The following is a 26670-nucleotide window of genomic DNA, read 5'->3' as shown; positions in this document are numbered from 1 at the left end:
CACCAAGGTCGCATTGCGGCAGGCACCACCCTATGGGACATCCCTTCCACCCGAATTGGAGGAGGAAGGACATGAAGAAACTATTGGCGGCATCTGCCCTGATGATCCTTGCGGCCGGCGCGGTCCATGCGGGCGAGCACACCATCAAGATGATGAACAAGGGCGAAAGCGGCACCATGGTCTTCGAACCGGCCGCCGTCGTCGCGGCCCCCGGCGATACGATCCGCTTCGTTCCGACGGACAAGAGCCACAATGTCGAGGCCATCAAGGGAATGCTCCCCGAAGGCGTCCAGCCCTTTAAGAGCGAGATGAGCCAGGAATACGTGCTGACGGTCGCCGAGCCCGGCTACTACGGGGTGAAATGTTCTCCGCATTTCAGCATGGGCATGGTCGCCCTCATCCGCGTCGGAGACCCGCCCGCCAATCTGGAACTGGTAAAAGCCGTGAAGCTGCCCAAAAAAGCAGACGAGCGGATGACCGCTGCGTTTGAAGCTCTGGCGTCAAAGTAGGGCCCGTTGGGCGCGAGGCAAGAAGCCTGGAGCGCGGCGCGCAATTGCCTTGCATTACACGCTGCCCGAGCCTGGGCACGGGCAGCGGTTCTCGGTTCAAAGTTTGCTGGAAACGTAGCCAATGCTCTGGCGCACGGCGGCTTCCGGATGGGCCAGCGCATGCACTTCCTCGGCGAAAGGCTCGAAACTGTAGGGGCCGTCGAAGCCTGCGGCGATGAGCGCCCTGATCTGCGGAACATTCTCCAACCGGTCGGAAGCGTCGACCATCACACGATGCGCGTCGAGCATATCTTCGACAGCGACAGCCGGATCCACAACGCCGGAAATGTGCACCAGTCCGGTCCGATCCGGGAAGAACTCCGTTTCACCGGCAAGGTGATGGTGGAAGGTGTCGTGCACCAGTTTGTAGACGGCGCCGCCCTTTGCCGCATCGATGGCGCGAACTGCTTCCTTCTTGGTCCGCAGCGACGAAACCGGAAAGCCAAGCGGCTCGACAAGCCCCGTCAGTCCACGCTCCTCAAGAATGGGCTTCATGGCCCTCAGCGCCGCGACAAGATCGTCGAACGACACCTTGGTGCCGTCGTTGAGCGGGCACATGACGAGCGCGTTGGCTCCGCTCGCTGCCGCATAATCCGCAAGCGCCACCGCCTTCGACGGCAGATCGCCTGACCAGACGTTGAAGGGGTAGAGCGCGTTGATCGAGACGATTGTCACGCCTGACTTTTCGGCGGCAGCCTTGACTGCTTCGGGTTTGACCGTCCCGACGATATCGGGAAGATCGTTGCGGATCTCGACTTCTGTCAGGCCCAGACTACGGGCTGTCGCGAAGAATTGCTCGAGCGAAAGTTTGGGCGCGGTGATGTGATTGATGGCGAAACGCATCGAAGACCTCAATTGTAGAGCGCAGGACGCGGCGGCAGGTTGATTGCGATAGGTTGTCCCTCGGCCTCCTGGGCAAGAACACAGGCATCCGACGTGATCGCGGCCACATAGCCATCCCAGCAGTTCGGGCCCGCAGCGGTGCCCTTGGCAGCCGCGTTGACGAAATCCTGGAGTTCGACGTCGTAGCTGGCGATGAAACGATCCTTCCAATCGGTAAGAATATCGTTTTGGAGTTTGGCGCCAAGGCGCGTCTGGATTGCCATCGGTTCGGGCAGGCTGGCGATGCCGTCTTCGCCCACCACTTCGCACTGGATGTCATAACCATAGTGGCAATTGACGAAGATCTCGACGTCGATGATTGTCCCCTTGGCCGTCTCCAGGATGACAATCTGGGGGTCCCTGAGCTTCGCGTGACTGCGTGCCGCTGAACGGGGGAAGATCACTCTTGCCGAAACGTAGTCGTCGTCGAGCAGCCAGCGCAGCACGTCGATCTCATGGATCATCGTGTCATGGATCGCCATCGGCGTTACATATTGTTCCGGAACGGCCGGATTGCGGTGGGCAGCGTGAACCATGATCGGCGCACCGATCTTGGTGTCGACCGCCTGTTTCAGCGCAATATAACCGGCGTCGTATCTGCGCATGAAACCGACCTGCACCAGCCGCTTTCCATGAGCCGTTTCCGCATCCACGATGCGCTTTGCTCCCTCGGCGGTCGTTGCTAGAGGTTTTTCGCAAAAGCAGGGCTTGCCGGCGGCAATCGCCGCAAGCACGTATTGCTCGTGGGTTGCACCCCAGGATGTGATTAGCACGGCGTCGACATTGGGTGACGCGATCAGTTCTTCCCCCGTGCGGAAAACCACGGCATCTGGCGCTATGTCTCTTTTTACCGCTTCGGCGGAGGCGAGATTCAGGTCGCTCAGAGCGACGATCTTCGCACCCCCAAGAACCTGATTGATCCGGCGCGCATGGTCGCGCCCGATTGCGCCGGTGCCGATGACACCAATTCCGACAGTCATTGGAAAAGCCTCACTGTTGATACTTTTGAATGTAGTTGTTCATCTCGGCGCACATGAAGCGACCCGACTGGTCTGCTTTGTCTTCCCAGGCGAAGACGCAGGAGGTCATGATGCCGTCGAAACCGATCTCGGCGAGCGTCCCGAAAAAGTCGTCCCACGGCACTTCACCCTGACCGATGTTGAGGTGCTGGTGCACGCGCGCCTGGGTGCCGGGCGGATTGAGAATGTAGCGCAGACCGGAAGACGCCTTGTGATTGAACGTGTCGCCGACATGCACATGGGCCAACACGTCCTTCGCCTCGCGAAGCATCGCCCTCGTGTCGTCCCCGAAATAGAAGGTATGCGGCGCACAGTAGAGGAACTTGACATTTTTCGAATTGACCGTGCGGATGATGTCGAGGGCCGGCTGCAGTGTTTCGCACCAGTCCTCCGGATGCGGCTCCACATGCAGGTTGATGCCTTCCCGCTCGAAGATCGGAACGAGCTCTTCCATCGAGCGCCACCAGGCGTCCTCGCAGGCTTCGATCATCGAGCCGGTATGGCAGCAGTAACACGACCCCTTGTCCGGGTGCGGGCCGCGACCGAACTCCGAGTTCATCGTGTCGACTTCCAACTCGACCGCGATCTGAATGGCACGTTTCCAGTGCTTCACCGCCGCTTGCCGCTCGCTCTCGTCGTTGGAAGCCCAACGGTACATGGGCAGGAGCGAGGCGATCTTCACGTTCTCGGCGGCCAGCGCCTTCTTGAACGATTTGATCCGCTCCGGGAAAACCCGCGGCGCCTTGAACCACTCGAGAAAGTCGGACCGTGGGCTGAGTTCGATCCACTCGTAGCCTAGCTCACGCACCTTCCGCGGCAGCTCCTCAAGGCTAAGATGTCGATGCATGAACGGGTCGAGGGCGATACGCATGATGCTCCTTGCCTCCTTGCTGGAAATGACGCCTGAGGGCGTTTTAGGACAACAGAAATTCACTGACGAGGATCGGTGATCTTCATCATCATCGTTCGGGTTAGGACTTAAGTTATCCAGGTGGAGCTGCCTCCTGTCGCCACCACCGGACAGGACATTTTCCGAGTGAAGGGGAGTCGTCAACGTCTCTTGACGATCACAGGCTATCAGCGCTGATAGAAACAACAGGATGACGCATGATAGAATCTATCAAACCATCAAAGGCTTTCAGGAACCCAAAGCTGCGCGGGAAGGAAGCGTTGTCCCGGGGTTTCCGCCATGCCTTGTTCGATCGTATGAACCATGGTGGCAATCAAGTCGGCGCATAATTCGCGCAGCGGCGTCTGGAATACACCTGAGATACGCCGTTCAAGCAGAGCCTGTCGTGATTGCGGCGTCAACTCATTGACGAGGCAGCCGATCTTTTCGCTCTTGTTGGTTTCTCGCATAGCTTCGATTGCGCCCTCCATACCGCCCCCGATGCAGTAGACACCGACTAGATCGTCATGGCGAGAAATCGCGTCCATCAGCAATTCGTAGGTCAGGCGCCGTGTTTCAAGGTTGATGAGCGCATCCAGCACCTCGAACGTCGGAGCGTATTCCCGCATGTAGCTGCGAAATCCGGTCTCGCGGAGCGAGTGCCCGTGAAATCGGTGGCCGCCCAGCAGGAGCAGCAGTTTCCCCGATGAATGCGATAGCTTGGACAAAAGCCACGCTGCAGTCCGTCCCACTTTCATGTTGTTCGTGCCGAGATAGGCCTCCCGTACGCCTTGCGCAAAGTCGGAAAGCAGCGAGAAGGTGGGAATCCCGTGAGATTTGAGGGCGCTGACTGCCGAGGTGACATCGTAATGGTCTGGGCCGGTAGCACCAACAGCCTGCACCTTGCCCTTCATGCCGAGCAACAGGTCTGAAAGCTCGCCGGGCTCGCCGGACTTTGCAAACCGGACGTGCACCTGAAGGCGTCGGTCCTTGACCGCATGTGCGGCAGCCTGCAACTCCTCAGCGAAGGCCTGGTAGAACGCGTGGCGCTCCTTGCGCAATACAAAGCCGAGATCGTACGAAGGCAAATCTGCCAGCATTCGCTGCCGAATTATATTTGTACCGTGAAATCCGATCTGCTCGGCAGCAGAGAACACCCTCCTTGATGTTTCCTCCCGCACCGGCAATCGGGCATTCAAGACGCGATCGACAGTTGCAACGCTGACGCCGGCCGCTAATGCGACATCGGCAATGGTGGGACGCTTCATTGATACCACCTCTAAGGATAGGATTTCTTCGCAAGGCTGACATAAACTGTCATGAAGATTGAAGGAAACCAATCAGCAATTCGATGGTTTGTCGAGCATAGCAAGCGGCTCACGTGGACCTGTCTCATGCATCCCGAGCGCAGCCGCTACAGCGCCCCCACCTCCCCGACATTTCGTAAAAAATACATGACTGGCATAGTCAATATTTGCGCTGGCGCAAAGAGCGCTCGTGTCGCGATTGATAATCGTTCGCAACTGGCGTCTCACATCTCCACGTGAGGCGCCAGCATGATGCCAAGCGCCATTTCATCTCCGAAGCGATCAGACGAAGGATTTGCCATGAACACGAGTAAGCCAGCCCTGGCCATGATGCTTACGTCCGCCCTGCTGCTGCCATGCGGTGCCGTCGCAGCGGACGACGCGGAGAGCCGAGGCCTCGCGAATGTCAAGCAATTCACGCTCGATCACAATCGTCGCCTGATCGTCCAGGCTGAACTTCTGGAGGCTGCTCTTGTCGACTATGCTGGAACGATAGCCGCACATGGCGGCGACTATGCATCAGCCTGGTCTGCAGAAGGCCCGCGGCTTGCAAAGCAGATAGCATCAATCCGTAGCCTTTGGCTGGAAGCCTCGAACCATTACGAGACCATCGAGGGTATCGTTGCCGGCATTCCGGCTACCGCGAAATACGACCTCATCCTCGACGCGGGTAATCCGGGAACGGAAAGCGAGGACGTCGCCGAATACGATTTGAAGCTTCCCGACGGTACCGTTCTCAAACGTCCGGGCAACCTGTTCCACGGTGTCACGGAGCCGCTCTTTTGGGGGATGAACGAGGCCGGCATCAAACTCTCCGCCGACCTTAACGGCGATGGCAAGACCACCCGAGGAGAGATTCTTTTCGACGCCAATGTCGGTCTCGGCGCCGCCAGAGCGCTGGCTTTCTGGGCAAAAGCGCTGGAAGCGGACATGAGCGCCTGGACACCCAATCGCGAGGATGCCTTCACCTCCGTCGTCGTCATGACTCCGACCGTTGGGGACTATTTCGGCGAATGGAAGGAATCGCAGTTCATTTCCGGCGAAATCGGCGCCTTTGTCGCTCAAAGCCGTCTCGCCGATGTGCAGGGCATCATGGGTGGTTGCCGGAAGATGTATGCCGAGGCGCTCTCTCCGGTGGTAGCCGCCGGCGATGCCGATCTCGACAGCCGCATCAAGGCAGGTTTTGAGGAACTGCTTGCACTCGTGGACGACACGTATGCCAGGGAAGCTTCCGGTGCGGAATTCGGTGTCGAGGAGGCGGACGCGCTAGGCAACGACGCGCAGGACACTGCAGACCGTATCGTTGCCCTCGTCCTTCAAGCGGCCGCCAAGGCCGGTGTCCGGATCCGCGGCTGAGGTTTCTCGACTGAGCAGGCCCCCACGGGCCGACTACAGGAAGCGATGAGATGGAACACATCCGCCTCACTCCCCCGCCGGCCTGTCGGCAGCTCCTGGCCGATTACGGCCCGCGCAGACCGGGGCTTCGGCGTGCGTTGACGCTATGCCTGCTGTTTGCATTTTTGTTCGGCACGGGGTTGCATGTCGAATTTCTTGCGGCGCGCAACTGGAACGCCGGCGAGGTGGTGCTGTTGCTCCACATCATCCTTGGTCTGATCTTTGCAGCCGTTTTCCTGTCCTGGATCGCCGGGCATGTACTGCGCGGCCTGCCGAAGAGCCAACGGCCAGGTTTCACCTGGCTCAGTTGGATCCTGCTCGCAAAATATGCGGTCGTCCTCGTGACGGGCCTGATGATGGTGTTGCCAGCGTTGATCCATTTCGGTGGTGGCCTCTGGTTCTGGCGCTTCGAGGCGACTTATGTGCTGACCTTTCTGCATCTCTGGAGCACGGTTGCCGCAGCTGCGGGCCTTATTGTCCATCTCACGCTGCGGCACTGGGCGCCACCACCGGCCGGAAAGAGACGGCGTGCGTCATGAAGTACCAGTTCAAGGCCCATCTTCCCCCGCTTGCGCTCGGGATGCTTTCCGCTCTTGTCTTTCTAGCTGGGGCGGAACTGTTGCGCCCCGAAATCCCGGAGCCGGGGGTCGAAGTCGCAGACATCCCGTTCTATCAGTTGCCGTTCGGTCCGGATGAAGCGGGGCGTGAGCGGCCCTTCTGGCCGTCGCGCGTGCAGACGGAGAATGGCAAGATGGCGGATCCCAGCCAAATCCGGTCAGCAGCGGAGTGCGCGGCCTGCCACAGGCGCGAGTTCGATGAATGGGCGCCGTCCCTGCATGCCATCGCCGGCCGGGATACGGTCTATGAAAGAGCCGTTGAAGCCAACGAGGACCTCCATAAGGATGGCGTGGAGAAGGCACGGTTCTGTGAAGGCTGTCATGCGCCGGGCGAGGTGCTGGCCGGACGGACCAATCGTTTCAAATCCGTCATGCCGTCTGATGCGGAAACCGAGGGCATCACCTGCGTCATGTGTCATACGGCGATCCATGCCGATCCCGAGGAGGGCAACGGAGCACTGACGCTTGCGGTGAATACCGGGGTAGACCAGTTGTCCGATCCAATGATCCTGGCTGCGCCGCGTGATCACGCTCGCGCCTACGGTGCAGCGGAGACCAACGCGTTGATCGCGAGCGGGGATTTCTGCGGCGCGTGCCACACCGAGGCCTATGACGGCTCCATGTCGAAGGCGCAGAGCCGGCAGCATGTGCAGACGACCTTCAGCGAATGGCGCGACAGCTGGTACGGCCGCAACAATGTCACCTGCCAGGATTGCCACATGGCGCCGGATCCGGCTGCCTATGTGCGGCAGATCCGATCCGGTGATCTCAGCAAGCCCGTGCGGTATGCCCACAATTTCGTCGGCTCGAACTACTTGATGTTCGATACCAGCCTCGGATCCAAGCTCACCTTCCTGCGGGGAGGAATCCTGCCTGGTCTTTCGGATGCAAGAAACACCGAACTTGTTGCCCGGCAGGGCGAGGCTACACGGGCGCTGTTGCGCTCGGCCGCAGGACTTGCGCTGCGCAAGAGTGAAGTCGCCGAGGGGAATCTGCGTTTTTCGGTGGCCGTACAAAATCTCGGCGCCGGGCACAATCTGCCGACCGGGGTGATTGATCAGAAATACATGTGGCTGGAAGTCATCGTCCGGGATTCGACCGGCGCCGAGATCTATCATTCGGGTGCTTTCGACGCGGAACGCGGCGAGACCGATCCGGAGGCCGTGATCTGGCGGGAAGACTTCCTCGACGCAGAGGGCAAGCGCATTCCCGACCATCTCACGTTCGTTACGGCCACCATCTCGCATGTACGTCGCGGTGTGCCGCCGAAGGGAGAGGACGCTGTCATCTACGAGACGCAGCTTCCGCCGGATGCCAAGGGGCCATTCAGGCTGGAGGCGCGGCTCTGGTACCGCGTCGCCACCCAGGAATTTACCTATAACACGCTGAAGACGGACCTCGTCATTCCGCCGTTCGAGCTGGCGACCGCTACATTCAGCCTTCCCGATACCGAAAAGGTCCGACCATGATCAAAAATGCCTGCCGCGCCGCCGTGCTCGTGTTTGTTCTCATACTGGGATCGACAGCGCAGGCGCAGGTGGTTCCCTGGCAGGACGCCGAAGTGGTGAGGACGGAAAGTGCGCAGATACAGCGCCGATTGTTCCGGACGCCGGACGCCGCCCTTCGCAAAGAGGTCGAAGAGCGGCTGGAGCGGGTCACCCATCTGTGGAGCAACCAGCTCGAGGCAGCTTATGAACGGATGGGACCCAATGAGGCCCATCGTGTGGCCGAGTCCGTTGCGGCATTTGCCGAGGCTGTTTCCCGATGGGATTCGGTGAACGCCGCCACCGCGCGTGCACAAATTTGGACAGCCATGCTCGACGGCGCCTTTCGCGCGACCCTGGATTGCCTGGAGCAAGGTCGCATGGAGGATGCCGCCGCCTGGCTCAACATTCGTGAATATGCGCGCACATCCCGCGATACGGCTGCCAGCATCGCCATGCGCGAAGCGCTTGCGGGCCGCATTGAGGCGGAGCGTGCTCGCGAGGTCATCGAGGCGGAGCTGCTTGGCATCTATGCGGGTGAATTGCGCAAGGCAATCGCCGAAGCGCGGTCGCACCTAGCCACAGGCTATGGAGTGCAGTTATCCGCAGCTCTGTCTCGCGCAATCGGTCTTTACGCACTGCTATCCGACAATATTGCGAGCCGGCTCGAACCCGATGAGGGCAGGATACTCGGCGACGCCTTCGCGCGGCTCGCCCAAGCGTCGCCGACCGACGGGCAGGCCCTTCACTCGTTGGTCGTGCAGATCGAGGCGACCCTTGCCACCTATGCGCCGACCATCTTGTCCGCAGATGAACTCGACCGACGTGTTCGGCTACTGGCGCGCTTCATCGGCCTCGTTCCGGTGGAATACGAAAAGGGAGTGAGGGACGGCGAGATCACCATCCCTTTCGAATACTTCGAGGCCGGCCTGTTTCGCGACCGTGCGGAGATGCTGTTCGGTGACCTCGGCTACGACCTTGCCGCCCGGTCTCCCGGGTCGTTCGAGCGCTTTACTGCAATTCTCGCTCAGATGAAGACCCTGGTCGCGGACAAGGGTGACGAGACAGTTGTGCGATCTCTCGCGGACGAGGCGGGTAGCCTTCTTGCGGATCTCTATGGGACGAAGCTGAATCAGGGCGGCCATGAGGCCGCTCTGTCGCTGCTGCCGGATATTCTCAACGGAATTCTGCTGGTATCTCAGGCTGGCGACTGGGAGGAAGCCGAACTGAAACGGCTGGAAGCCTATGCGCTGTTCGATCCCGACATCGAGCAACGCCTGATGCCGCGCGCCCCGAGCCTGGCGCTGAAGATGGAGGCGGGCTTCTGGGAGGGCAGCGTCGCTGAACCGGGTCTGGGGCGCATCATTGCCGACCGCAGTCCGGAGTTGCTGAAGCAAACCATTGCCCGGATGAAGAGCGCGACGGAGGAGGCGAAAGAGGTGCTGAATACCCAGCTTTCATCATCCGGCGCCTTCCTGCAATCCCTTGCCATCCTGCTGCGAGAAGGATTGGAAGCCGTGCTGGTTCTTGCGTGCATGGTCGGTGCCCTGAAAGCGAACCGCATGCCGGCCGCCGGGAGAGGAGGCTGGCGCTGGCCGTTGAGCTGCGGTGTAGCGGTTGCGCTCGTCGGTTCCCTCGTACTCTGGCTGGTCGTCGGCAAATTGTTTGCAATGAGCACCCTGCAACGTGAACTCCTCGAGGGCGCAACCGCACTGATCGCGGCAGCGGTTCTTGTCTACGTGACCCATTGGATATTCCGCAAAGCCTATGTCGGGGATTGGGTGGGCGAAATACGCAGGAAGACTGCAGCCGCCACCCAAGCCAGGACCGGGGAAAAAGTGAGGTATTTCGGTTGGTTCACGCTGTTTGCACTGTCCTTCCTCGTCGTTTTCCGGGAAGGGTTCGAGACGGTTCTGTTCTACGAGGCCTTGCTGTTCGATGCCCCAGCCCTACCGGTGCTTGCAGGACTTGCAATCGGCGGACTGCTCGCCGCGGCCGTTGCCTATGCCATCCTCGGCCTGGGGGCGAAGTTGCCGGTCGCGGCCTTCTTTCGGCTAACGGGATGCCTGCTCGCTCTCCTCAGCATCGTCCTTATCGGAAGTGGGGTCCGTGGCCTGCAGACCGCAGCCCTCCTCTCCGCGACGCCGGTGGCTTGGTTCCCCGATCGCCCCTGGATGCAGCTCTATTTCGGCCTCTATCCTGTCGCCGAAGCATTGCTGGCACAGGCGGGTATGGCGGCTCTGCTGCTGCTGTCGGTAATCTGGCTGCTGCTGACAAAGGCGTTGGAGACGCGCGCCAGCAACACGCCGGTAGCGCCTCGGGAGCCGGTCTAGAGCTTGAGCATGAGAACCGCCGTCCCACACAACGCCGTCCGATCGCCATGCAGACCTGACATATCGACTTGCAAACACGTCAAGGGAGGCGTGGCTCATGGCTCGATCAAAGGCCGGCCGTCGGCAACTTGATCGGCGTGTGGCGAGCCCTGTGCGGCTGCCTATACCTACCTTCATCTACTCGCGGATGAATACGAGGCATTCGATGAGAGCTCCGGCCGAGAACTGCGCCTTCGCGCGCATATCTTCGTTCCTTTCGTGCTCCGCGAGATCCAGATAGGCATCGAGGATGAGTTCGCAGAGCGGAACAAGCCGTGTGTCGGCGCCTGGCAAGGCATTGTCCAGCACGCTGGTCCTGCCGTAGGGCTTGGCGAGGATATCTCCGCTACGTGCCCGCGACGCCACCGCCAACTTGCGCAATCTTTCCGCTTCATCCCGCGTAACCTCGTTGGCTTTTGCTTCAAGGTGATCTGCAAGGCGCAGTTCCAGCTGGGCCAGACCAGGACGCGCCGGATTTCCCTCCGCATGGCGCAAATTGTGAAAGGCACGCCGACGTTCGCGGCGAAGAGTTGCCACATGGCCCAGTTCCTCGCGCGCCATCTGTTCGGCAGCGTCCCGTATCTCGTCGGATGGCGCGTGGGCGGCGACATAGGTCCAGAACACAAAGGCGCGTTCCTCATTGCGTACCGCCATGGAGAAGGCCCGATATGAGCTGAGAAGTTCCGGCGCGACCATGCTCGCTCCCTCATCGTCGAACATTGCCTGCTCGGGGCGAACCACCGCCGGAATGGCAACAGCCGACTGCTCGATCCATCGATCGACATTGCCGAGATGCCCCTCTTCCTCCGCACACAAGGTTTCGAAGACAGCAGCAAGATCCGGGCGATGCTCTCTTCTCATGCGTTCGGCAAGCGCCCTATATCCGGCGATCGCCTCCTGTTCGAGAGCCCGGGCCATCGACAGAAGCGCTTGCATCGATTCGATCTGCCACGGTTGTTTTCCGTCGTCTGCCATTCTTGCTCCCTCGCCGGCTTTCCTGACGCGCATCCGCCAAGTCCAGCCAATCTGCGCGAAAGATGCCTCTCAAAGTTTGACTTAGCACAAAGTGCACCCGTGTTGCCCTCGATAGACAGGCTTCAACAGCATAGAGGCGTCGCGAAACGAAGCGGATGATAAAGAGCATAATTTCGAGCGGCAGTTGCAGGCCTCTGATCTGGCTGATCGCGTTGGTGGCCTTCCTCTTTTCCGCCATGGCGTTTACATCGTCCAGCCACGCCGCAGGTGCACTTTCCGGCTATCTCCACAAGGTGGAGCCGGACGACCTCTTCACGGGCGCTGACCGTTTCGGCGAGCCTGTTGGCGAGCCCCCGATCGTACCGGTTCTGCGTGGACAGGAATTGCTGGGTTACGCCTACCTCAACTCCGATTTCACGAGCTCTATCGGCTATTCGGGCAAGCCTATCCATATCGTCGTCGGCATTGATCCGAAGGGCATCATCCGCGGCTTCAAGCTCGTTGACCACAAGGAGCCGATCGTATTGATCGGCATTCCTGAGGAAAAGGTCGTTGCTTCCATGAACGCCCTGATCGACAAGGACATGGGCCGCGTGGCGTCAGGCGCCGAGCGGCCACCCCAGGTCGATATCGTCAGCGGCGCCACGGTCACGGTACTTGTCATGGGCGACAGCGTGTCGCGTGCGGCAGTCCAGCTCATTCGCGCCAACCGCATCGGTGTCGCTCTCGCACCGACGGCGGCGCCTTCCGCAGAGAACCGCAAGCTCGATCTGGCAAGGACCGCCACTAGCGATTGGCAGACACTTCTGGGCGACGGATCGGTTCGCAGCTTACGGATGACAGTGGGAGAGGTCTCCGATGCATTCCGCGCGGCCCGCCAAACGATTGCAGCGGACAAGCCGGAAACGAAGAACCGGGACGATCGTTTCATCGATCTCTATCTCGCGCCTGTCAGCGTCCCGGCGATCGGCCGTACTCTTCTTGGAAATTCCGCCTATGAGCGGTTGGCCGCGCAGTTGAAGCCGGGGCAGTCGGCAATCCTGGTGGCAGGCGACGGCGCCTACTCCTTCAAGGGTTCCGGTTATGTGCGCGGCGGCATTTTCGACCGCATCGAGCTTCTCCAGGACGGCCAAGGCCTGCGGTTCCGCGATCGAGATCACACCCGCATCCCGGCGCTGGCGGCGGAGGGCGCTCCCCGCCTGCGCGAAATCGCGCTGTTCGTGGTGCCCGCCGAATTTGCCTTCGACGTGACCGAGCCGTTCGAACTGCAGATGCTGGTGCAGCGCAGCGCCGAAGGCCGGGACAAATCGATTCTGCCCTACAACCTCTCCTATGTCCTACCGGACAGCTACGTAACGAAAGAGGCGCCGCCGGCACCGGCGCAGGCCGCAGCACCCCAAGCGGCCACGCCGGCGAGCGATATCCTTTCGGACGCGCAGGTCGCAGAGGGACAGCCGTTGTGGATGCGGATGTGGGACATGAACCGCATCAAGATCGGCATCACGATCGCTGCGCTATTGGTCCTTACCGCGATCTTCTTCTTCCAGGATTGGCTGGTAAAGCGCCCTGCCCTGTTTGCATGGATACGCCGCAGCTATCTCCTGTTCACCCTCGTGTGGCTCGGCTGGTATGCCAACGCCCAGTTGTCGGTAGTGAATGTCCTCACCTTCGTCAATTCGCTGATCACCGGCTTCAATTGGGAATTTTTCCTGTCGGCTCCGCTGATCTTCATCCTGTGGGCGGCGATTGCCGCCGGTCTTCTCTTCTGGGGTCGAGGCCCCTTCTGCGGCTGGCTCTGCCCCTTCGGAGCCCTCCAGGAACTGACCAATACAGTTGCGCAAAAGTTCAAAGTTCCGCAGGTCCGGCTTCCCTGGGGGCTGCATGAGCGGTTGTGGCCGATCAAGTACATCATCTTCCTCGGCCTCTTCGGGTTGTCGCTTTATTCCGTCGCACTCGCCGAAATTTTCTCGGAAGTCGAGCCGTTCAAGACTGCGATCATTCTGAAATTCGCCCGCGAATGGCCGTTCGTCATCTTCGCTCTGACCATGCTGGCTGCCGGCCTGTTCATCGAGCGCTTCTACTGCCGGTATCTCTGCCCTTTAGGCGCCGCTCTCGCCATTCCCGGGCGCATCCGGATGTTCGAGTGGCTGAAGCGCTGGCCCGAATGCGGCTCGCCCTGCCAGCGTTGCGCCAAGGAATGCCCTGTTCAGTCGATCCATCCGGAAGGCCAGATCAACGTCAACGAGTGCATCTACTGCATGCATTGCCAGGAACTCTACCATGACGACCACCGCTGCCCGCACATGATCCAGGTGCGGCTGAAGCGAGAAAAATTCATGGCTCTTTCGACACCCGCATCCCGGGGAGAACCCCCGCCAAAAACGGTTGTCACCCACAATGGCGCTCCGATCGGCAGGGCCGGCGGAACGTCGGAAAGCCCTGCGTGATCAACAAGCCTAAGAGAGGTTACTATGTCTAATGAGGAAAACCCGATGCGCCTGAACAGGCGTCAGATACTGGGGTCGACGGCCATTGCCGCGGCGGCCGGGGCGGCTTCTATCGGAGGCGCGCTCAGCCTGACAGGCGCCGTCGCCACTCCAGCGGCGGCCCAAGGGTCGTCCGACCACAGCTACGAGGTCAAGCCGGGTGAACTGGACGAATATTACACATTCTTCTCCAGCGGCCAGACGGGCGAGGTCCGGGTTGTCGGTCTGCCCTCCATGCGCGAACTGATGCGCATTCCCGTGTTCAACCGTTGCAGCGCCACTGGTTGGGGACAGACCAATGAAAGCCGCAAGATCCTAACTGAAGGGCTCCTCCCCGAATCCGTGGAATTCCTCAAGGATCTCGGCGGCACCTATGTCAACGGCGACCTGCACCATCCGCATCCTTCATTCACCGACGGCACCTATGATGGTCGTTATCTCTATGCCAACGACAAGGCCAATACCCGCGTTTGCCGTATTCGCCTCGACGTCATGAAGTGCGACAAGATCATCCAGCTGCCGAACCAGCACACCGTTCACGGCCTTCGCGTCCAGAAATACCCGAAGACGGGCTATGTGTTCTGCAACGGCGAAGACCGTGTGCCGATCCCCAACAATGGCAAGGTGCTTGACGATCACAAGCAGTATCACGCAATCTTCACCGCGGTGAATGGCGAAACCATGAAGGTTGCATGGCAGGTCATGGTCGACGGCAACCTCGACAATGTCGACTGCGACTATCAGGGCAAATATGCATTTGCGACCTGCTACAATTCCGAGGAGGGCGTCAATCTCGAACAGATGATGTCCAGCGAGCAGGACTGGGTCGTGGTCTTCAACCTGAAGCGGATCGAGGAAGCCGTCGCCAAGGGCCAGTTCAAGGAAATGGGCGGCGTGCCGGTGATCGATGGCCGCAAGGGTTCGCCCTTTACCCGCTACATTCCGATTTCCAACAGCCCGCATGGCATCAATACAGCGCCTGACGGGATCCATGTCGTTGCCAACGGCAAGCTGTCCCCAACCGTCACGGTCTTTGACGTTCGCAAGTTCGATGATCTGTTCGACGACAAGATCAAGCCGCGGGACTGCGTTGTGGCCGAGCCGGAACTGGGCCTCGGCCCGCTGCACACAGCCTATGACGGCAAGGGCAATGCCTATACCACGCTCTTCCTCGACAGCCAGGTCTGCAAGTGGAACATCGAGGACGCGAAGCGCGCCTACGCAGGCGAAAAAGTCAATCCGATCCGCCAGAAACTCGACGTCCACTACCAGCCGGGCCACAACCATACCTCGATGGGTCAGACCAAGGACGCGGATGGCAAGTGGCTTATTTCCCTCAATAAATTCTCCAAGGACCGCTATCTGAACGTCGGTCCTCTGAAGCCGGAAAATGATCAGCTGATCGACATCTCCGGCGACGAGATGGTCATCGTTCACGACGGCCCCTCCTTTGCAGAGCCGCATGACGCCACGATCGTCCACGCTTCGAAGATCAATCCGGTGCATGTCTGGAAGCGCGACGACCCGTTCTTCGCAGATGCCGTGGCCCAGGCCAAGGCGGATGGCATCGACCTGATGATGGACAGCGAAGTCATCCGCGACGGCAACAAGGTCCGGGTGTACATGACGTCGTCAGCGCCGGCATTCGGCCTGGAGACTTTTTCCGTGAAGCAAGGCGATGAAGTGACCGTCTATGTCACCAACATCGACGAGGTGGAGGATCTGACCCACGGCTTCGCCATCATCAACTACGGCATCAATATGGAGATCGGCCCGCAGGCTACCGCTTCCGTCACGTTCAAGGCCACCAAGCCAGGCGTCTGGTGGTATTACTGCTCCTGGTTCTGCCATGCCATGCACATGGAAATGAAGGGCCGCATGTTCGTCGAACCGAAGGCGGCGTGATGTCTCTTCGTCACCCGACGATACGATCTGGGATGGCGGCCTTCTTGGCCGCCATCCCAGCCGTGACGCTGGCGGCGGATATTTCCGTGTCACCGGCCGACGTCGCATTGCAGGAGGTTATCTCAAGAGCCGCGCCGGGAGACACGCTTGTCCTCTCGTCTGGCGATTACAGAGGTCCCATTGTGATCGACAAGCCTCTTGCGCTTGTCGGAAGGCCAGGTGCTGCCATCACAGGCAGCGGCGAAGGCAGCGTAATCACCATCGCTTCGCCCGGCGTGACTGTGCGTGGGCTCTCCGTCACCGGATCGGGCCGAAACCTGTCGATGCGGGATTCCGGTATCTATGCGACGGAGGAGGCAACCGGCGCAGTCATCGAAGATAATACCGTCACCGACAATATGTCCGGCATCTATCTCTATGGCGCGGCTGATTCCATTGCCCGCAACAACCGCGTGGTCGGCCTCAGATCCGGCCGCATGAGCGAGGCCGGTAGCGGCATCACCATCTGGAACTCACCCGGCGCCAAGGTAATCGGCAACGACGTCAGTTTCGGCCGTGACGGGATCGCGACGACCGCCAGCAAGAATAACGTCTTCAGCGGCAATCGCTTTTCCGATCTGCGGTTTGCGATCCATTATATGTACACCAACGACAGCGAGATCAGCGACAATGTCTCGACCGGCAATTCGGTCGGCTACGCGATCATGTTTTCGAAACGGCTGAAGATCGTCGGCAACGTTTCGAACGGGGATCGCGACCATGGGCTGCTTCTCAATGCGGCCAACAGTTCGGAAATCCACGGAAATACAGTCATCGGCCGGATGCAGCCGATCGATCGATGGCTTTCGGCCGGTCAGCAGACAGGCGAACATGGAATGCCGAAAACCGAGGTCGCGTTTGTGGCTTTAGAGGGCGGTGCTCGGCTCGGACCCGAAAAATGCGTCTTCATGTACAATGCCAACCGCAACCGGTTTGCGGATAACCACTTCGAAAACTGCGCCATCGGCATCCATTTCACCGCAGGCTCCGAAGGCAATCGGATGAGCGGCAATGCCTTCATCAACAATCGCAAGCAGGTCAAATATGTCGGCACCCGTTTTCTCGACTGGTCCTATGAGAACCGCGGCAACTACTGGAGCGATAATCCGGCTTTCGACCTCGACGGCGATGGCATCGCCGACAATCCCTATAGGCCAAACGATCTGATTGACCAGGTGCTGTGGACTTCGCCGCAGGCGAAGGTCCTAATGACCAGCCCGGCTGTTCAGGTCATCCGCTGGGCACAGGCCCAATTTCCGGCACTCCTGCCTGGCGGCGTGGTGGACAGCCACCCTCTGATGGCGCCGATCAATGAGAAGAAGGCAAGACCATGACGGCGACAGTTTCTGCTACCGGTATTTCCAAACGCTACGGCAATGTTCACGCGGTGAAGGACGTGTCCTTCGCGCTCAATGCCGGTGAGACGATTGCGCTTGTCGGGCACAACGGGGCGGGCAAGACCACGCTGATCAAGCTCATGCTGGGGCTGATCCGCCCGACCACCGGCACCTTGAAGATGTTGGGCGAGGATCCTGCCCAGGGCGACTTCCATGTTCGCCAGCGGCTTGGCTATCTGCCCGAAAGCGTGTCCTTTCACATGGCGCTGACCGGCCGGGAAACCCTTTCCTTCTATGCGCGCCTGAAGCGGGTCCCCCTTTCCTCCGCCGATGCACTGTTCGAACGCGTCGGTCTTGCTCAGGAAGCTGCCGACCGCCCGGTTCGCACCTATTCCAAGGGTATGCGGCAACGGCTTGGGCTCGCCCAGGCCCTACTTGGTGAACCGCGCGTCCTGCTGCTTGACGAGCCTACCAGCGGTCTCGATCCGGCGCTTCGCCGCAGTTTCTACGACCTGATTGGCGACTTGCGTTCCGACGGCGCAACGGTGCTGCTCTCTTCCCACGCATTGACTGAACTGGAAGACCGCGCCGATCGCGTCATCATCATCAACCGGGGCGTAAAAATCGCCGATGGAACGGTCGACGAACTGCGGCGAATTGCGCGCTTGCCCACCCGCATCGGCGTCCGCTTCGCCGAGGATCCCGGCCCCCAATGGCCTTCTGGAGAAACAGGCTGGAAGCGGACGCCCACAGGCGCCTTCGAAACCGAAGTCGCGCCGGAGGACAAGATCGCGCTTCTGCACAGGATGACCGTCCAGCCCGCAAAACTCGCGGATCTGACCGTGATCGAGCCGACGCTTGATGATCTCTACGCACATTTTCTGACGGGGCAGGCGTGCAAATGACCAACATTCTCATCATCGCCCGCAAGGAGATCCAGGAAGGATTGCGTAACCGCTGGGTCCTGGCAACCACGCTGCTGCTAGCTGCCCTTTCCCTTACCCTTTCCTTCCTCGGCAGCGCCCCAACTGGCAATGTCGGCGTCAACCAGTTGGATGTGGTGATCGTCAGCCTTTCCAGTCTAACGATCTTCCTGCTGCCGCTGATCGCCCTGCTGCTCTCGCACGATGCCATTGTCGGGGAATCCGAACGCGGCACCATGCTGCTGCTGCTCAGCTATCCGATTGGTCGTGGCGAGGTCATCTTCGGTAAGTTTTTCGGCCACCTGGCTATCCTCGCTTTTGCCACGTTGATCGGCTTCGGAGCCTCGGCGGCGGCCCTGACATTGACAGGTACGCATATCACCGGTGAAAGCTGGTTGGCCTTCCTCTCCATGCTCGGTTCCTCGGTACTGCTCGGCGCAGTGTTTCTTGCCATCGGCTATCTCACAAGCACGCTCGCCCGCGAACGCAGCACAGCAGGCGGCATCGCGATCGGCATATGGCTGTTTTTCGTGCTGATCTACGACATGGCGCTGCTCGGCGGACTGGTCGCTGCCCAAGGCCGCGCCGTGCCGGCCCTCCTGCTCGATCTTCTGCTTGTCGCCAATCCGACCGACGCCTACCGCCTGCTCAATCTTGGCTCCGGAAACGCCGGCGCACTGTCGGGCATGGGAGGCGTCGCCGCCAATAGCCGCCTGTCGACTCCTGTAATGATCGTGGCGCTCTCCCTTTGGACCATTGTTCCCCTTGGCCTTGCCAGTTTCTTTTTTTCCAGGAGAGAAGCATGAACGTTCCCCTGGCCATAATTGCGCTTGCCTCGACGCTCCTGCTTTCCGGATGCAGCGGTCAGGAAGAGGCAACCCCACCCGCTCCCTTCGCCCTTACCGAGGATGCGATGGGCCGCTATTGCGGCATGAACGTGCTCGAACATCCAGGGCCAAAAGGTCAGATCATTCTTGAACATATCCCGGAAGCGATCTGGTTTTCGTCGGCCCGGGACACCCTGGCCTTCACGATGTTGCCGGAGGAGCCGCGGGATATCGCAGCCATCTACGTATCCGACATGAGCAGGGCTCCAAGCTGGGAAGAGCCGGGAGCGGAAAACTGGATAGACGCAAAGAAGGCCTATTTCGTCATCGGCAGCACACAGCGCGGCGGCATGGATGCAGACGAAGCGGTCCCCTTCTCCGTTCAGGAGGATGCGCGCAGCTTCGCGCAACAACACGGGGGGAGGATCGTCGGTTTCAGCGATATTCCAAGGGATTACATCCTGAGCGCCGATGCGGCGACCGATACGGCATCAAATGACACCACGGAGGGGCACGCAGATGACTAGCGGAATATCACGCCGCAGAACGTTGCGGATCCTGGGTGCAGCCGCCGGGCTATCGTTGCTTCCCTCCCACGGTAGGGCCGGTGTGCAAATCGAGCCGGTCGTCTGGCATGGCCATGCGCTTGGAGCCGCGACCACGCTCATCCTCAACCATCCGGACCGCTCATTTGCGAAAAACCTGATCGGTCGCGTGGTGGCGGAAGCCCGCCGGCTCGAAGATATCTTCAGCCTCTATCGCAGTCATTCCGAGCTATGCGCGCTCAACCGTGTGGGTGCCTTGGCGGCTCCGTCGCGACATCTGGTGGCCGTGCTGCAAGCGAGCCGCGAAGCCTGGGAGAAAACGAACGGAATTTTCGACCCCAGCATCCAGCCGCTCTGGGCACTTTACGCCCGCCACTTCAGCAAGACTGATGCCGCGGCCTCCGGCCCTTCTCAGGTCGAGCTGGAGCAGGCCAGAACCTCCATTGGTTTTCAGCACCTGGAGTTCAGCCGTGATCGGATCGTCTTCAAACGGCCCGGTATGGCGTTGACGCTCAACGGGATCGCCCAGGGTTACGTCACGGACCGAGTGGTCGCTCTGATGCGGGAGAGTGGCATCGAAAGCAGCTTGGTCGACATGGGCGAAAGCTACGCAATCGGGACGAAGCCTGACGGGTCATCCTGGCGCATCGGATTGGCGGCAAACCAGACCGATACTCGAACAGACAAGGTCCTTCCGGTGGTGAATAAGGCAGTCGCCACATCAAGCTTCTCCGGTTTCCATTTCGACAACGCCGGGCGGTTCAGCCATATACTTGATCCCCGGAAAGGCAAGATCGCTCCCCTCTACCGCAGAGTGACCGTCATTGCCGATAACGCTACCCGGGCCGACGCCTATTCGACCGCCTTTGGTCTAATCGATCGGCAAACAATCCAAACAATACTTGCGGGAGAACAGACCGTTTCGGTTGATGCCGTCCCTGTCTAGATTTTCCGCCGATCTTGCTGTGAGCGCAGCCCTGCTTTCGCATCAACGCTGCGCTGGAACAACCAGGGAGTTCCCACGGCACGCAGTGTTCAAGACCGGATGTGGTTCGAGAAGTTCTATTCGTCGCAGCTAACTCAGGAGTAAAAAAATGGGTTCCTTTAGTGCCTGGCATTGGTTGATCGTAGTCGCAATCATCCTGCTGCTATTCGGTCGAGGAAAGATCCCTCAGTTGTTGGGTGATCTGGGGCAAGGAGTCAGAGCCTTCAAAAAAGGTATTTCTGACGACAATACGTCAGGCTCCGACGCAAGCCGTTAAGGGCGGGGCCGGATTATTTCGATGCAAGATCCTGTCCGCATCGGCACGGAAGGCCCTTACGTTAGCGGCATTCCAAAATATATTATGTTCCGCTGCCTGGCATCGTCAGTTCTTCGCGGAACCTGGTTCCGTCATCTTGCGGTGCTGCCTGGCTAGAACTTCGGACGGCGTGACGTTGGCGGCTGCCGACATCAGCTTGTTCTTCCATCCCGAGACGACGTCGCCTTCGCCTTCCATCATCGCGTCATAGCCAATCTTGGCGACCGGTGCCGGATCGTCCTTCTTGGCCTGGCCGACTCGTGTGTCCATGAGATCGGCGCGTTCGAAGAATTCGGTATCCGTCGCGCCCGGCATAAGGCAGGTGACCGTGACGCCGGTATTACTCAACTCTTCGCGCAGTGCGAAGGAGAAGGAGTTGATGAAGGCCTTGGTGCTGTTATAGACCGCCTGGAATGTACCGGGAATAAAACCGGCAATCGAACCGGTGAAAAGAATGCGCCCTTTACCACGGGCCCGCATGCGATTGCCGATATCATGGACCAGCGCCAACGTGCCGCTGATATTGGTGTCCACGACCCGTTGTACATCATCAATGTTTTCGTCAAGAAAGCCGTCGCCGAGGCCCCTGCCTGCGTTTGCCATCAAAAGGTCGATCGGTTTTCCGAGAGCGGAGATTCCCGCAACAAACCGGCGCACGCCATCGCGCGTTGAGAGATCGACCTGCATGGCTTCAACCTCCACGCCGAACTCCCTGAGCTTCGTCGCCGCCTCCTCGATTTGCGGCTCGTCTGCTGCGATAGCAAGATCATAACCATCCTGGGCCGCACATTTCGCAAGCTCGTAACCGATCCCCGACGAGGCGCCGGTGACGACCGCAAGGCCCTTGTCTGCTTCAGCAAGGCTCATGGCTTTCTCCTTCATGGTTTCATGACGACCTTGATGCAGCCATCCTGCTTGTCACGGAACGTCTTGTAGAGTTCAGGACCCTCTTCCAGCGTCGCGCGATGCGTTATGACGAAGGAGGGATCAATTTCACCTTTTTGGATCCGATCCATGAGGATCGGCAGGTAGTGCTGCACGGGCGTCTGCGCCATCCTGAACGTCAGGCCGCGATTGATGGCGGATCCCATGGGTACCTTGTCGAGGAAGCCGCCATAGACACCGACGATGGAGACGGTGCCGAAATTGCGGCAACAAAGAATTACCTGACGCAGGACATGCGGCCGGTCGGTGCCCATGAACATGGCGACCTTGATCCGGTCGATACGTGAGTCCCAGCTTGCCGAGGCATCCGCTTCCGTACCGACCGCATCGATGCACGCATCCGCTCCGCGGCCGTGTGTCAGTTCCATGATTCGGTCGTAGATGTCCTCGTCCAGAAAATCGAGAGTGATCGCACCCGCCGAGGCTGCAAGCGTCAGTCGTTCCGGTACCGCGTCAATCGCAATTACCCGTGCGGCGCCGAGCAGGAAGGCAGAACGGATGGCCATCTGGCCGACAGGTCCGCAGCCCCAGATCGCAATCGTGTCGCCCGCCTGAATGTTGCAGAACTCGGCGGCCATATAGCCTGTCGGAAAGATGTCGGAGAGGAACAGGACCTGCTCATCGGTCAACCCCTCCGGAACCTTGATCGGACCGACATCAGCGTAAGGCACTCTCAGATATTCCGCCTGGCCACCGCTATAGCCGCCAAGCAGATGGGAATATCCAAACAGGCCTGCCGGCGAATTGCCCCACAGCTTGGTCACCTTGCTCCGATCAGGGTTGGAACGCTCGCAACCCGAATAGAAACCGCGCTGGCAGAAAAAGCATTCGCCGCAGGAGATGGTGAAAGGCACGACCACCCGATCGCCCACTTTCAGCTTCGTATTATCCCTCCCCACCTCAACCACCTCACCCATGGTCTCATGGCCCATGATGTCGCCGCTACGCATCTCGGGCATGATGCCATCGTAAAGATGGAGGTCGGAACCGCAGATCGCGCAGGCGGTCACCTTGATGATGGCATCTCTGCCGTCCTGGATTTCAGGATCGGGAACGCTTTCGCAGCGGATGTCGTGTTTGCCATGCCAGGTCAGTGCTTTCACAGTAAGGTCCTCGTGAGCGTCCCGCGCCAATGACAAGCCTTTCGGCTTCGGACGGGCATCGAATGAGTTGCCGGTCTGCGACGGCTCACCGCTGTGCCGGAGGATCCACCACAGCGGGTGCAGCAGCCGAATCTGGCGTCGCGTTTACTTGTCCAGATCCTTGGCCATCTGGAGATGGTGCTCCAGGGCTGGAGCGGTCTTTGCTGCCCAGGCCTTGAGATCCGCGTTGTCTCCTTCTTCGCCATAGCGCTTGAAGAGATCCACCGCATCCTCATGGGCGTCGACTTGGTCCGAATGATACTGGTCCGTAAAGTCCTCCCCTTGCAGGCCCTTCAGCTTGTCGAGCATTTCCCGCTGTGCCTCGGTCATCGCCGTCGGCAAAGCGATCTTTACCTTGCCGCTGTCGACGAGCTGCTTAAGTTCTGTGGCCGTCTTCTGATGGTCCTGGATCATCTGCTGCGCGAAGGTCTTCGTCGCTGCGTCTGCACGTTCGACGGCGAGCTTGCTGGATTCGATTTCGAACATGTCGCTGGTCGCCGCTTCCATCACGAAATCCTCGGCCTTCGGAGGAACGCCAACAAGTGAATTCACTCCTGATTTTTCTGCTGCCGATTGGGCAAGAGCCGACGTCGCCACCATGACCATGGCAGCCGCTAGAACGGTCTGTTTCATAAGGATTCTCCTTTCGCACCAGAACGAACACGGCATTCCCTGCATGGTTCCAGACGATGTGTGAAAATCCGGCTGAGGAGGTCGGAAACAATCTTCCGATCTCAGCGCATGGCATGTCGCCACACCTGTCGTGGCACAAACCGGCTGCCAAGATCGAAGCGGGGAAGGCCGGGATGTTTAAGCAGGTGTCAGCTGGCTGAGCGCACTACGCCGCTATCCGTGGACGAGCACTCATAAAGCACCGCGCCGCTGGAAGCATCGATCCCTGTAAGGCTCAAGTCATATCCCCAGAGCCGGCGGATATGGCCGAGCGTGGCATCGCGTTCGCCCTCCTCCAAGAGGATGCCGTTCTTTACCCAATGCTGGAGCCGAAGCCGCCGGTCGCCGAGAAGATCAACATCGACCACCTGAATATCCGGCCGGTGCGCACCGGGATCATAGCTGCGGGCAAGCGCCGAGCGGACTGCAGAATAGCCCCGCTCGTCATGGATGGAGGCCACCTCGCAGAAACGGTCGGTGGCGCGATCGGAGAGATGAAACAGACGGAATCTGCGGATCAGCGCCGGGCTCAGATATTGCAGGATGAAGGATTCGTCGCGATGGTTCTCCCACGCATCGATCAGCGTACGCATCGCGTCGCCATTGCCGGCGATATCGGGAAACCAGTCCCGGTCCTCCGCCGTCGGCGCCATGCAGATACGCTCGATATCCTGCATCATAGCAAAACCTAAAGCGTAGGGATTGAGACCGGAAAAGCGTGGATCATTAAAGCTCGGCTGAAAAACCACGTTCGCGTGGCTCGCCAAGAGCTCCAGCATGGCGCCCTCGCTGATCTGGCCCTTATCGAACAGCCGGTTGAGGATCGTGTAATGCACGAAGGTCGCGCAGCCTTCGTTCATCACCTTGGTCTGACCCTGTGGGTAGAAATATTGCGCAATCACGCGCACGATCCGCAGGATCTCGCGCTGCCACGGCTCCAGAATCAGGCTATTCTTTTCGAGAAAATACAGCAGGTTCTCCTCTGGCAGATGGAGCGCCTTCCTGCGCTCCATCGCCTCCTGTTCCGCTTCCTCGACATCGGCGGCACCCGCCGTCGCCGGCAACGTGCGCCAGAGGTCGCTATAGGCCTGCTCCTCGTATTCCAGCCGTTCGCGCGCCCGCTCCGTCACCTTGGCCGGGGAAAGACGCGGCGGGCGGCGGTAGTGGAAGACGCCCTGGTCCATCAGTGCATGGGCCGAATCGAGAATTCCCTCCACGGCTGCAAGCCCATGCCGCTCCTCGCATTTGGCGATGTATTTTTTGGCGAAGTCCATGTAACCGAGGATCGCTCCGGCATCCGTCCACTGGCGGAAGAGATAGTTGTTCTTGAAGAAATGGTTGTGGCCGAAAGCGGCATGCGCCGTCACCAACGCCTGCATCGGCATGGTGTTTTCTTCCATGAGATAGGTGATGCAGGGATTGGAATTGATGACCAGTTCATAGGCGAGCCCGCGCATACCCTTGCGGTAGAGGTGGCTTTCGAAGGCGAAGCGCTTGCCAAAGGACCAGTGCTGGTACATCAGCGGCATGCCGATGGAGGAATAGGCGTCGAGCATCTGTTCGGAAGAGATGACCTCGATCTGGTTGGGATAGATATCCAGCCCCAGTTCGCCGACGGCGATCTCTTCGATGGCGTCGTAAGCGCGCGACAGCGTGGCGAAGTTCCATTCGGAACTTTCAAACAGCAAGGTGGCGTCGCGTGCCATGATCACTCCGTTTCATCGGCCGGGCTGGGCTCCCTTGTGCCGGGCAAAGAGTTTTCGGAAAACCGGATAGATATCGGCGGGCCTCGCGATGCGGGTCATCTGGAAATTCGCTATCCTGCTCTCGACAGCGCGATAGGCTCGCCAGAGGGCCGTGCCATTGTCCGTCGCGCCGAAAATCTCGCTTTCCCGCTCGTCGATAATCTCGACATAGGCATAGTACTGGCAGAGCTTCATAAGGGCGTCGCGCAAGAGCTGTGCACAGCGCTCGGAATCTCCGGTCGCATTGTCGCCGTCGGAGGCCTGCGCGGCATAGATGTTCCAGAGATTGGAGGGATAGCGATCGAGGATGATGCGCTGCATCTCCTCCAAAGCCGTGGAGACGATCGTGCCGCCGCTCTGCTTGCTGAAGAAAAAGGTCTCTTCGTCCACCTCCCGCGCCTCGTCGGTATGGCGGATGAAGACGATATCGATGCGCTCGTAGCGCCGTTTCAGGAAGAGATGCAGGAGCACGAAGAAGCGTTTGGCGAGGTCCTTTTCCCGCTCGCCCATCGAGGCGGAGACGTCCATCAGGCAGAACATCACGGCATTGGCATTGGGAAGCGGCTGGCGTTCGAAGCGATTGAAGCGCACGTCGACAGGATCGACATAAGCGATGCGCCTGCGCTTCCTTTCAAGTGCCTCCATCTCCTCGCGCATCGCGGCAAGGCGCCGGCGCTGCATCTGGGAAAGGTTCTCCTCCCCCTCCAGCGCGGCGATCTCCTCGGCAAGCTCCTGGTGTTCCTTGCTGTTCGGACGATGCAGCGCGATACGCCGTCCGAAGCTGTTGCGCATCGTGCGCCCGACATTGATGTTGCTCGGCGTGCCCGATGTGGTGAAGCCGACGCGATGAGGCTTGTAGGTGACGGTCTCCTTGAGATTGAGCTTGACCATGTCGGGAAGCTCAAGATCCTCGAAGAATAGGTCGAGCACTTCATCGCGCGAGAGAACGAAGAGGAAGTCGTCCTCCCCCTCGCCGCGGCCCGGCCCGCGGCCGACACCCTGCCCCCCGCCAGTCTCGGTTTTGCCGATCCGGTCACCCGCCGAAAAGCTCTCGTTGCCGGGAAGGACATGTTGCCGTTCACCGCTGGTCGAGGCGTTGCGGAAACTCGGCTCGTCAGCGCCACGCTTCGGCACCGGCACGCCATGCGCCGTATCGACATCGGCAATCCGATCGGATTTCACACGGTCGCTGATCGATCGCTTGAGTTCATCATGCACACGCCGGATGAAACGCTGCCGGTTGCCGAGGCTGCGGTCTTTGGGGTTGAGCCGGCGATCGATGAAGTTCGGCATTGACCCGCCCCCGCAACGGTAT

Annotated in this window: 23 protein-coding genes; 13 read left to right on the top strand and 10 right to left on the bottom strand. The window is 59.8% G+C overall.

The window, feature by feature from the left end; translation table 11 throughout:
- The first annotated feature begins 71 nt into the window (after positions 1–71).
- Entirely contained in the window at positions 72–509 is a 438-nt protein-coding gene (locus EDE09_RS18845) for a pseudoazurin (RefSeq protein WP_132412356.1), read from the top strand.
- Positions 510–605: 96 nt separating this feature from the next.
- Here EDE09_RS18845 and EDE09_RS18840 read toward each other — a convergent pair whose 3' ends face one another.
- From EDE09_RS18840 to EDE09_RS18825, 4 genes are all read right to left on the bottom strand, one after another.
- Entirely contained in the window at positions 606–1391 is a 786-nt protein-coding gene (locus EDE09_RS18840; protein ID WP_132412354.1) for a TIM barrel protein, read from the bottom strand.
- Positions 1392–1399: 8 nt separating this feature from the next.
- Positions 1400–2410, bottom strand: a complete 1011-nt coding sequence (locus tag EDE09_RS18835) for a Gfo/Idh/MocA family oxidoreductase (RefSeq protein ID WP_132412352.1) — start codon at positions 2408–2410, stop codon at positions 1400–1402.
- A gap of 10 nt (positions 2411–2420) precedes the next feature.
- Complete coding sequence (locus EDE09_RS18830) at positions 2421–3320, bottom strand: sugar phosphate isomerase/epimerase (protein ID WP_132412350.1); 900 nt, start codon at positions 3318–3320, stop codon at positions 2421–2423.
- 257 nt (positions 3321–3577) lie between these two features.
- Positions 3578–4606 carry a LacI family DNA-binding transcriptional regulator gene (locus EDE09_RS18825; protein ID WP_132412415.1) on the bottom strand — a complete coding sequence of 343 codons (1029 nt, stop codon included), beginning with the start codon at positions 4604–4606 and terminating at the stop codon, positions 3578–3580.
- Positions 4607–4945: 339 nt separating this feature from the next.
- On the opposite strand from EDE09_RS18825, the gene EDE09_RS18820 reads away from it, so the two are divergent.
- From EDE09_RS18820 to EDE09_RS18810, 4 genes are read left to right on the top strand one after another with little or no spacing between them, the layout of a single operon-like run.
- Positions 4946–6001 carry an imelysin family protein gene (locus EDE09_RS18820; protein WP_165924230.1) on the top strand — a complete coding sequence of 352 codons (1056 nt, stop codon included), beginning with the start codon at positions 4946–4948 and terminating at the stop codon, positions 5999–6001.
- A gap of 50 nt (positions 6002–6051) precedes the next feature.
- On the top strand, positions 6052–6579 hold the full coding sequence (locus EDE09_RS28270) for a hypothetical protein (RefSeq protein ID WP_165924229.1): 528 nt from the start codon (positions 6052–6054) through the stop codon (positions 6577–6579).
- Complete coding sequence (locus EDE09_RS18815; RefSeq protein WP_165924228.1) at positions 6576–8126, top strand: multiheme c-type cytochrome; 1551 nt, start codon at positions 6576–6578, stop codon at positions 8124–8126. The genes EDE09_RS28270 and EDE09_RS18815 overlap by 4 nt, the downstream gene beginning before the upstream one ends.
- The gene (locus EDE09_RS18810) at positions 8123–10474 is read left to right on the top strand and encodes an FTR1 family protein (protein ID WP_132412344.1); all 2352 of its coding nucleotides are present in this window, start codon (positions 8123–8125) and stop codon (positions 10472–10474) included. Before EDE09_RS18815 ends, EDE09_RS18810 begins: the two co-directional genes overlap by 4 nt.
- A gap of 177 nt (positions 10475–10651) precedes the next feature.
- Here EDE09_RS18810 and EDE09_RS18805 read toward each other — a convergent pair whose 3' ends face one another.
- On the bottom strand, positions 10652–11488 hold the full coding sequence (locus tag EDE09_RS18805; protein ID WP_132412342.1) for a ferritin family protein: 837 nt from the start codon (positions 11486–11488) through the stop codon (positions 10652–10654).
- A gap of 155 nt (positions 11489–11643) precedes the next feature.
- On the opposite strand from EDE09_RS18805, the gene EDE09_RS18800 reads away from it, so the two are divergent.
- From EDE09_RS18800 to EDE09_RS18765, 8 genes are all read left to right on the top strand, one after another.
- On the top strand, positions 11644–13935 hold the full coding sequence (locus tag EDE09_RS18800) for a NosR/NirI family protein (RefSeq protein WP_165924227.1): 2292 nt from the start codon (positions 11644–11646) through the stop codon (positions 13933–13935).
- Between the two features lie 24 nt (positions 13936–13959).
- On the top strand, positions 13960–15879 hold the full coding sequence (gene nosZ / locus EDE09_RS18795) for a TAT-dependent nitrous-oxide reductase (RefSeq protein WP_105372355.1): 1920 nt from the start codon (positions 13960–13962) through the stop codon (positions 15877–15879).
- Positions 15880–15911: 32 nt separating this feature from the next.
- Positions 15912–17252, top strand: a complete 1341-nt coding sequence (locus tag EDE09_RS18790; protein ID WP_245505196.1) for a nitrous oxide reductase family maturation protein NosD — start codon at positions 15912–15914, stop codon at positions 17250–17252.
- Complete coding sequence (locus tag EDE09_RS18785; RefSeq protein WP_132412338.1) at positions 17249–18160, top strand: ABC transporter ATP-binding protein; 912 nt, start codon at positions 17249–17251, stop codon at positions 18158–18160. Before EDE09_RS18790 ends, EDE09_RS18785 begins: the two co-directional genes overlap by 4 nt.
- The gene (locus tag EDE09_RS18780) at positions 18157–18984 is read left to right on the top strand and encodes an ABC transporter permease (protein ID WP_132412337.1); all 828 of its coding nucleotides are present in this window, start codon (positions 18157–18159) and stop codon (positions 18982–18984) included. Before EDE09_RS18785 ends, EDE09_RS18780 begins: the two co-directional genes overlap by 4 nt.
- The gene (locus EDE09_RS18775) at positions 18981–19532 is read left to right on the top strand and encodes a nitrous oxide reductase accessory protein NosL (RefSeq protein WP_132412335.1); all 552 of its coding nucleotides are present in this window, start codon (positions 18981–18983) and stop codon (positions 19530–19532) included. Before EDE09_RS18780 ends, EDE09_RS18775 begins: the two co-directional genes overlap by 4 nt.
- A complete protein-coding gene (locus EDE09_RS18770) occupies positions 19525–20496 on the top strand; it encodes an FAD:protein FMN transferase (RefSeq protein WP_165924226.1) in 972 nt (323 codons plus the stop codon). The genes EDE09_RS18775 and EDE09_RS18770 overlap by 8 nt, the downstream gene beginning before the upstream one ends.
- 148 nt (positions 20497–20644) lie before the next feature.
- Complete coding sequence (locus tag EDE09_RS18765) at positions 20645–20812, top strand: twin-arginine translocase TatA/TatE family subunit (protein ID WP_132412331.1); 168 nt, start codon at positions 20645–20647, stop codon at positions 20810–20812.
- Between the two features lie 105 nt (positions 20813–20917).
- On the opposite strand, the gene EDE09_RS18760 is transcribed toward EDE09_RS18765, so the two are convergent.
- From EDE09_RS18760 to EDE09_RS18740, 5 genes are all read right to left on the bottom strand, one after another.
- A complete protein-coding gene (locus EDE09_RS18760) occupies positions 20918–21718 on the bottom strand; it encodes an SDR family NAD(P)-dependent oxidoreductase (RefSeq protein ID WP_132412329.1) in 801 nt (266 codons plus the stop codon).
- A gap of 11 nt (positions 21719–21729) precedes the next feature.
- The gene (locus EDE09_RS18755) at positions 21730–22899 is read right to left on the bottom strand and encodes a zinc-dependent alcohol dehydrogenase (RefSeq protein WP_132412327.1); all 1170 of its coding nucleotides are present in this window, start codon (positions 22897–22899) and stop codon (positions 21730–21732) included.
- Positions 22900–23043: 144 nt separating this feature from the next.
- A complete protein-coding gene (locus EDE09_RS18750; protein WP_132412325.1) occupies positions 23044–23571 on the bottom strand; it encodes a DUF4142 domain-containing protein in 528 nt (175 codons plus the stop codon).
- 188 nt (positions 23572–23759) lie between these two features.
- Entirely contained in the window at positions 23760–25316 is a 1557-nt protein-coding gene (locus tag EDE09_RS18745; RefSeq protein WP_132412323.1) for a SpoVR family protein, read from the bottom strand.
- Between the two features lie 12 nt (positions 25317–25328).
- Complete coding sequence (locus EDE09_RS18740; RefSeq protein ID WP_132412321.1) at positions 25329–26648, bottom strand: YeaH/YhbH family protein; 1320 nt, start codon at positions 26646–26648, stop codon at positions 25329–25331.
- Positions 26649–26670 lie beyond the last annotated feature (22 nt).

Origin of the sequence: Neorhizobium sp. S3-V5DH (assembly GCF_004343065.1) — a bacterium.
Taxonomy (GTDB): Bacteria; Pseudomonadota; Alphaproteobacteria; order Rhizobiales; family Rhizobiaceae; genus Neorhizobium; species Neorhizobium huautlense.
The sequence above is the reverse complement of the archived record's forward strand: the minus strand, read 5'-3'. Positions and strand labels throughout refer to the sequence as shown.

Bases quoted from the DNA above. Each gene is read 5' to 3' on its own strand.
- EDE09_RS18815 (WP_165924228.1), top strand. From the start codon at position 6,576: ATGAAGTACCAGTTCAAGGCCCATCTTCCCCCGCTTGCGCTCGGGATG.
- EDE09_RS18825 (WP_132412415.1), bottom strand. From the start codon at position 4,606: ATGAAGCGTCCCACCATTGCCGATGTCGCATTAGCGGCCGGCGTCAGC.
- EDE09_RS18765 (WP_132412331.1), top strand. From the start codon at position 20,645: ATGGGTTCCTTTAGTGCCTGGCATTGGTTGATCGTAGTCGCAATCATC.
- EDE09_RS18820 (WP_165924230.1), top strand. From the start codon at position 4,946: ATGAACACGAGTAAGCCAGCCCTGGCCATGATGCTTACGTCCGCCCTG.
- EDE09_RS18840 (WP_132412354.1), bottom strand. From the start codon at position 1,391: ATGCGTTTCGCCATCAATCACATCACCGCGCCCAAACTTTCGCTCGAG.
- EDE09_RS18770 (WP_165924226.1), top strand. From the start codon at position 19,525: ATGACTAGCGGAATATCACGCCGCAGAACGTTGCGGATCCTGGGTGCA.
- EDE09_RS18835 (WP_132412352.1), bottom strand. From the start codon at position 2,410: ATGACTGTCGGAATTGGTGTCATCGGCACCGGCGCAATCGGGCGCGAC.
- EDE09_RS18740 (WP_132412321.1), bottom strand. From the start codon at position 26,648: ATGCCGAACTTCATCGATCGCCGGCTCAACCCCAAAGACCGCAGCCTC.
- EDE09_RS18775 (WP_132412335.1), top strand. From the start codon at position 18,981: ATGAACGTTCCCCTGGCCATAATTGCGCTTGCCTCGACGCTCCTGCTT.
- EDE09_RS18745 (WP_132412323.1), bottom strand. From the start codon at position 25,316: ATGGCACGCGACGCCACCTTGCTGTTTGAAAGTTCCGAATGGAACTTC.
- EDE09_RS18790 (WP_245505196.1), top strand. From the start codon at position 15,912: ATGGCGGCCTTCTTGGCCGCCATCCCAGCCGTGACGCTGGCGGCGGAT.
- EDE09_RS18805 (WP_132412342.1), bottom strand. From the start codon at position 11,488: ATGGCAGACGACGGAAAACAACCGTGGCAGATCGAATCGATGCAAGCG.
- EDE09_RS18810 (WP_132412344.1), top strand. From the start codon at position 8,123: ATGATCAAAAATGCCTGCCGCGCCGCCGTGCTCGTGTTTGTTCTCATA.
- EDE09_RS18780 (WP_132412337.1), top strand. From the start codon at position 18,157: ATGACCAACATTCTCATCATCGCCCGCAAGGAGATCCAGGAAGGATTG.
- EDE09_RS18750 (WP_132412325.1), bottom strand. From the start codon at position 23,571: ATGAAACAGACCGTTCTAGCGGCTGCCATGGTCATGGTGGCGACGTCG.
- EDE09_RS18800 (WP_165924227.1), top strand. From the start codon at position 11,644: ATGATAAAGAGCATAATTTCGAGCGGCAGTTGCAGGCCTCTGATCTGG.
- EDE09_RS18760 (WP_132412329.1), bottom strand. From the start codon at position 21,718: ATGAGCCTTGCTGAAGCAGACAAGGGCCTTGCGGTCGTCACCGGCGCC.
- EDE09_RS18830 (WP_132412350.1), bottom strand. From the start codon at position 3,320: ATGCGTATCGCCCTCGACCCGTTCATGCATCGACATCTTAGCCTTGAG.
- EDE09_RS28270 (WP_165924229.1), top strand. From the start codon at position 6,052: ATGGAACACATCCGCCTCACTCCCCCGCCGGCCTGTCGGCAGCTCCTG.
- nosZ (WP_105372355.1), top strand. From the start codon at position 13,960: ATGTCTAATGAGGAAAACCCGATGCGCCTGAACAGGCGTCAGATACTG.
- EDE09_RS18785 (WP_132412338.1), top strand. From the start codon at position 17,249: ATGACGGCGACAGTTTCTGCTACCGGTATTTCCAAACGCTACGGCAAT.
- EDE09_RS18845 (WP_132412356.1), top strand. From the start codon at position 72: ATGAAGAAACTATTGGCGGCATCTGCCCTGATGATCCTTGCGGCCGGC.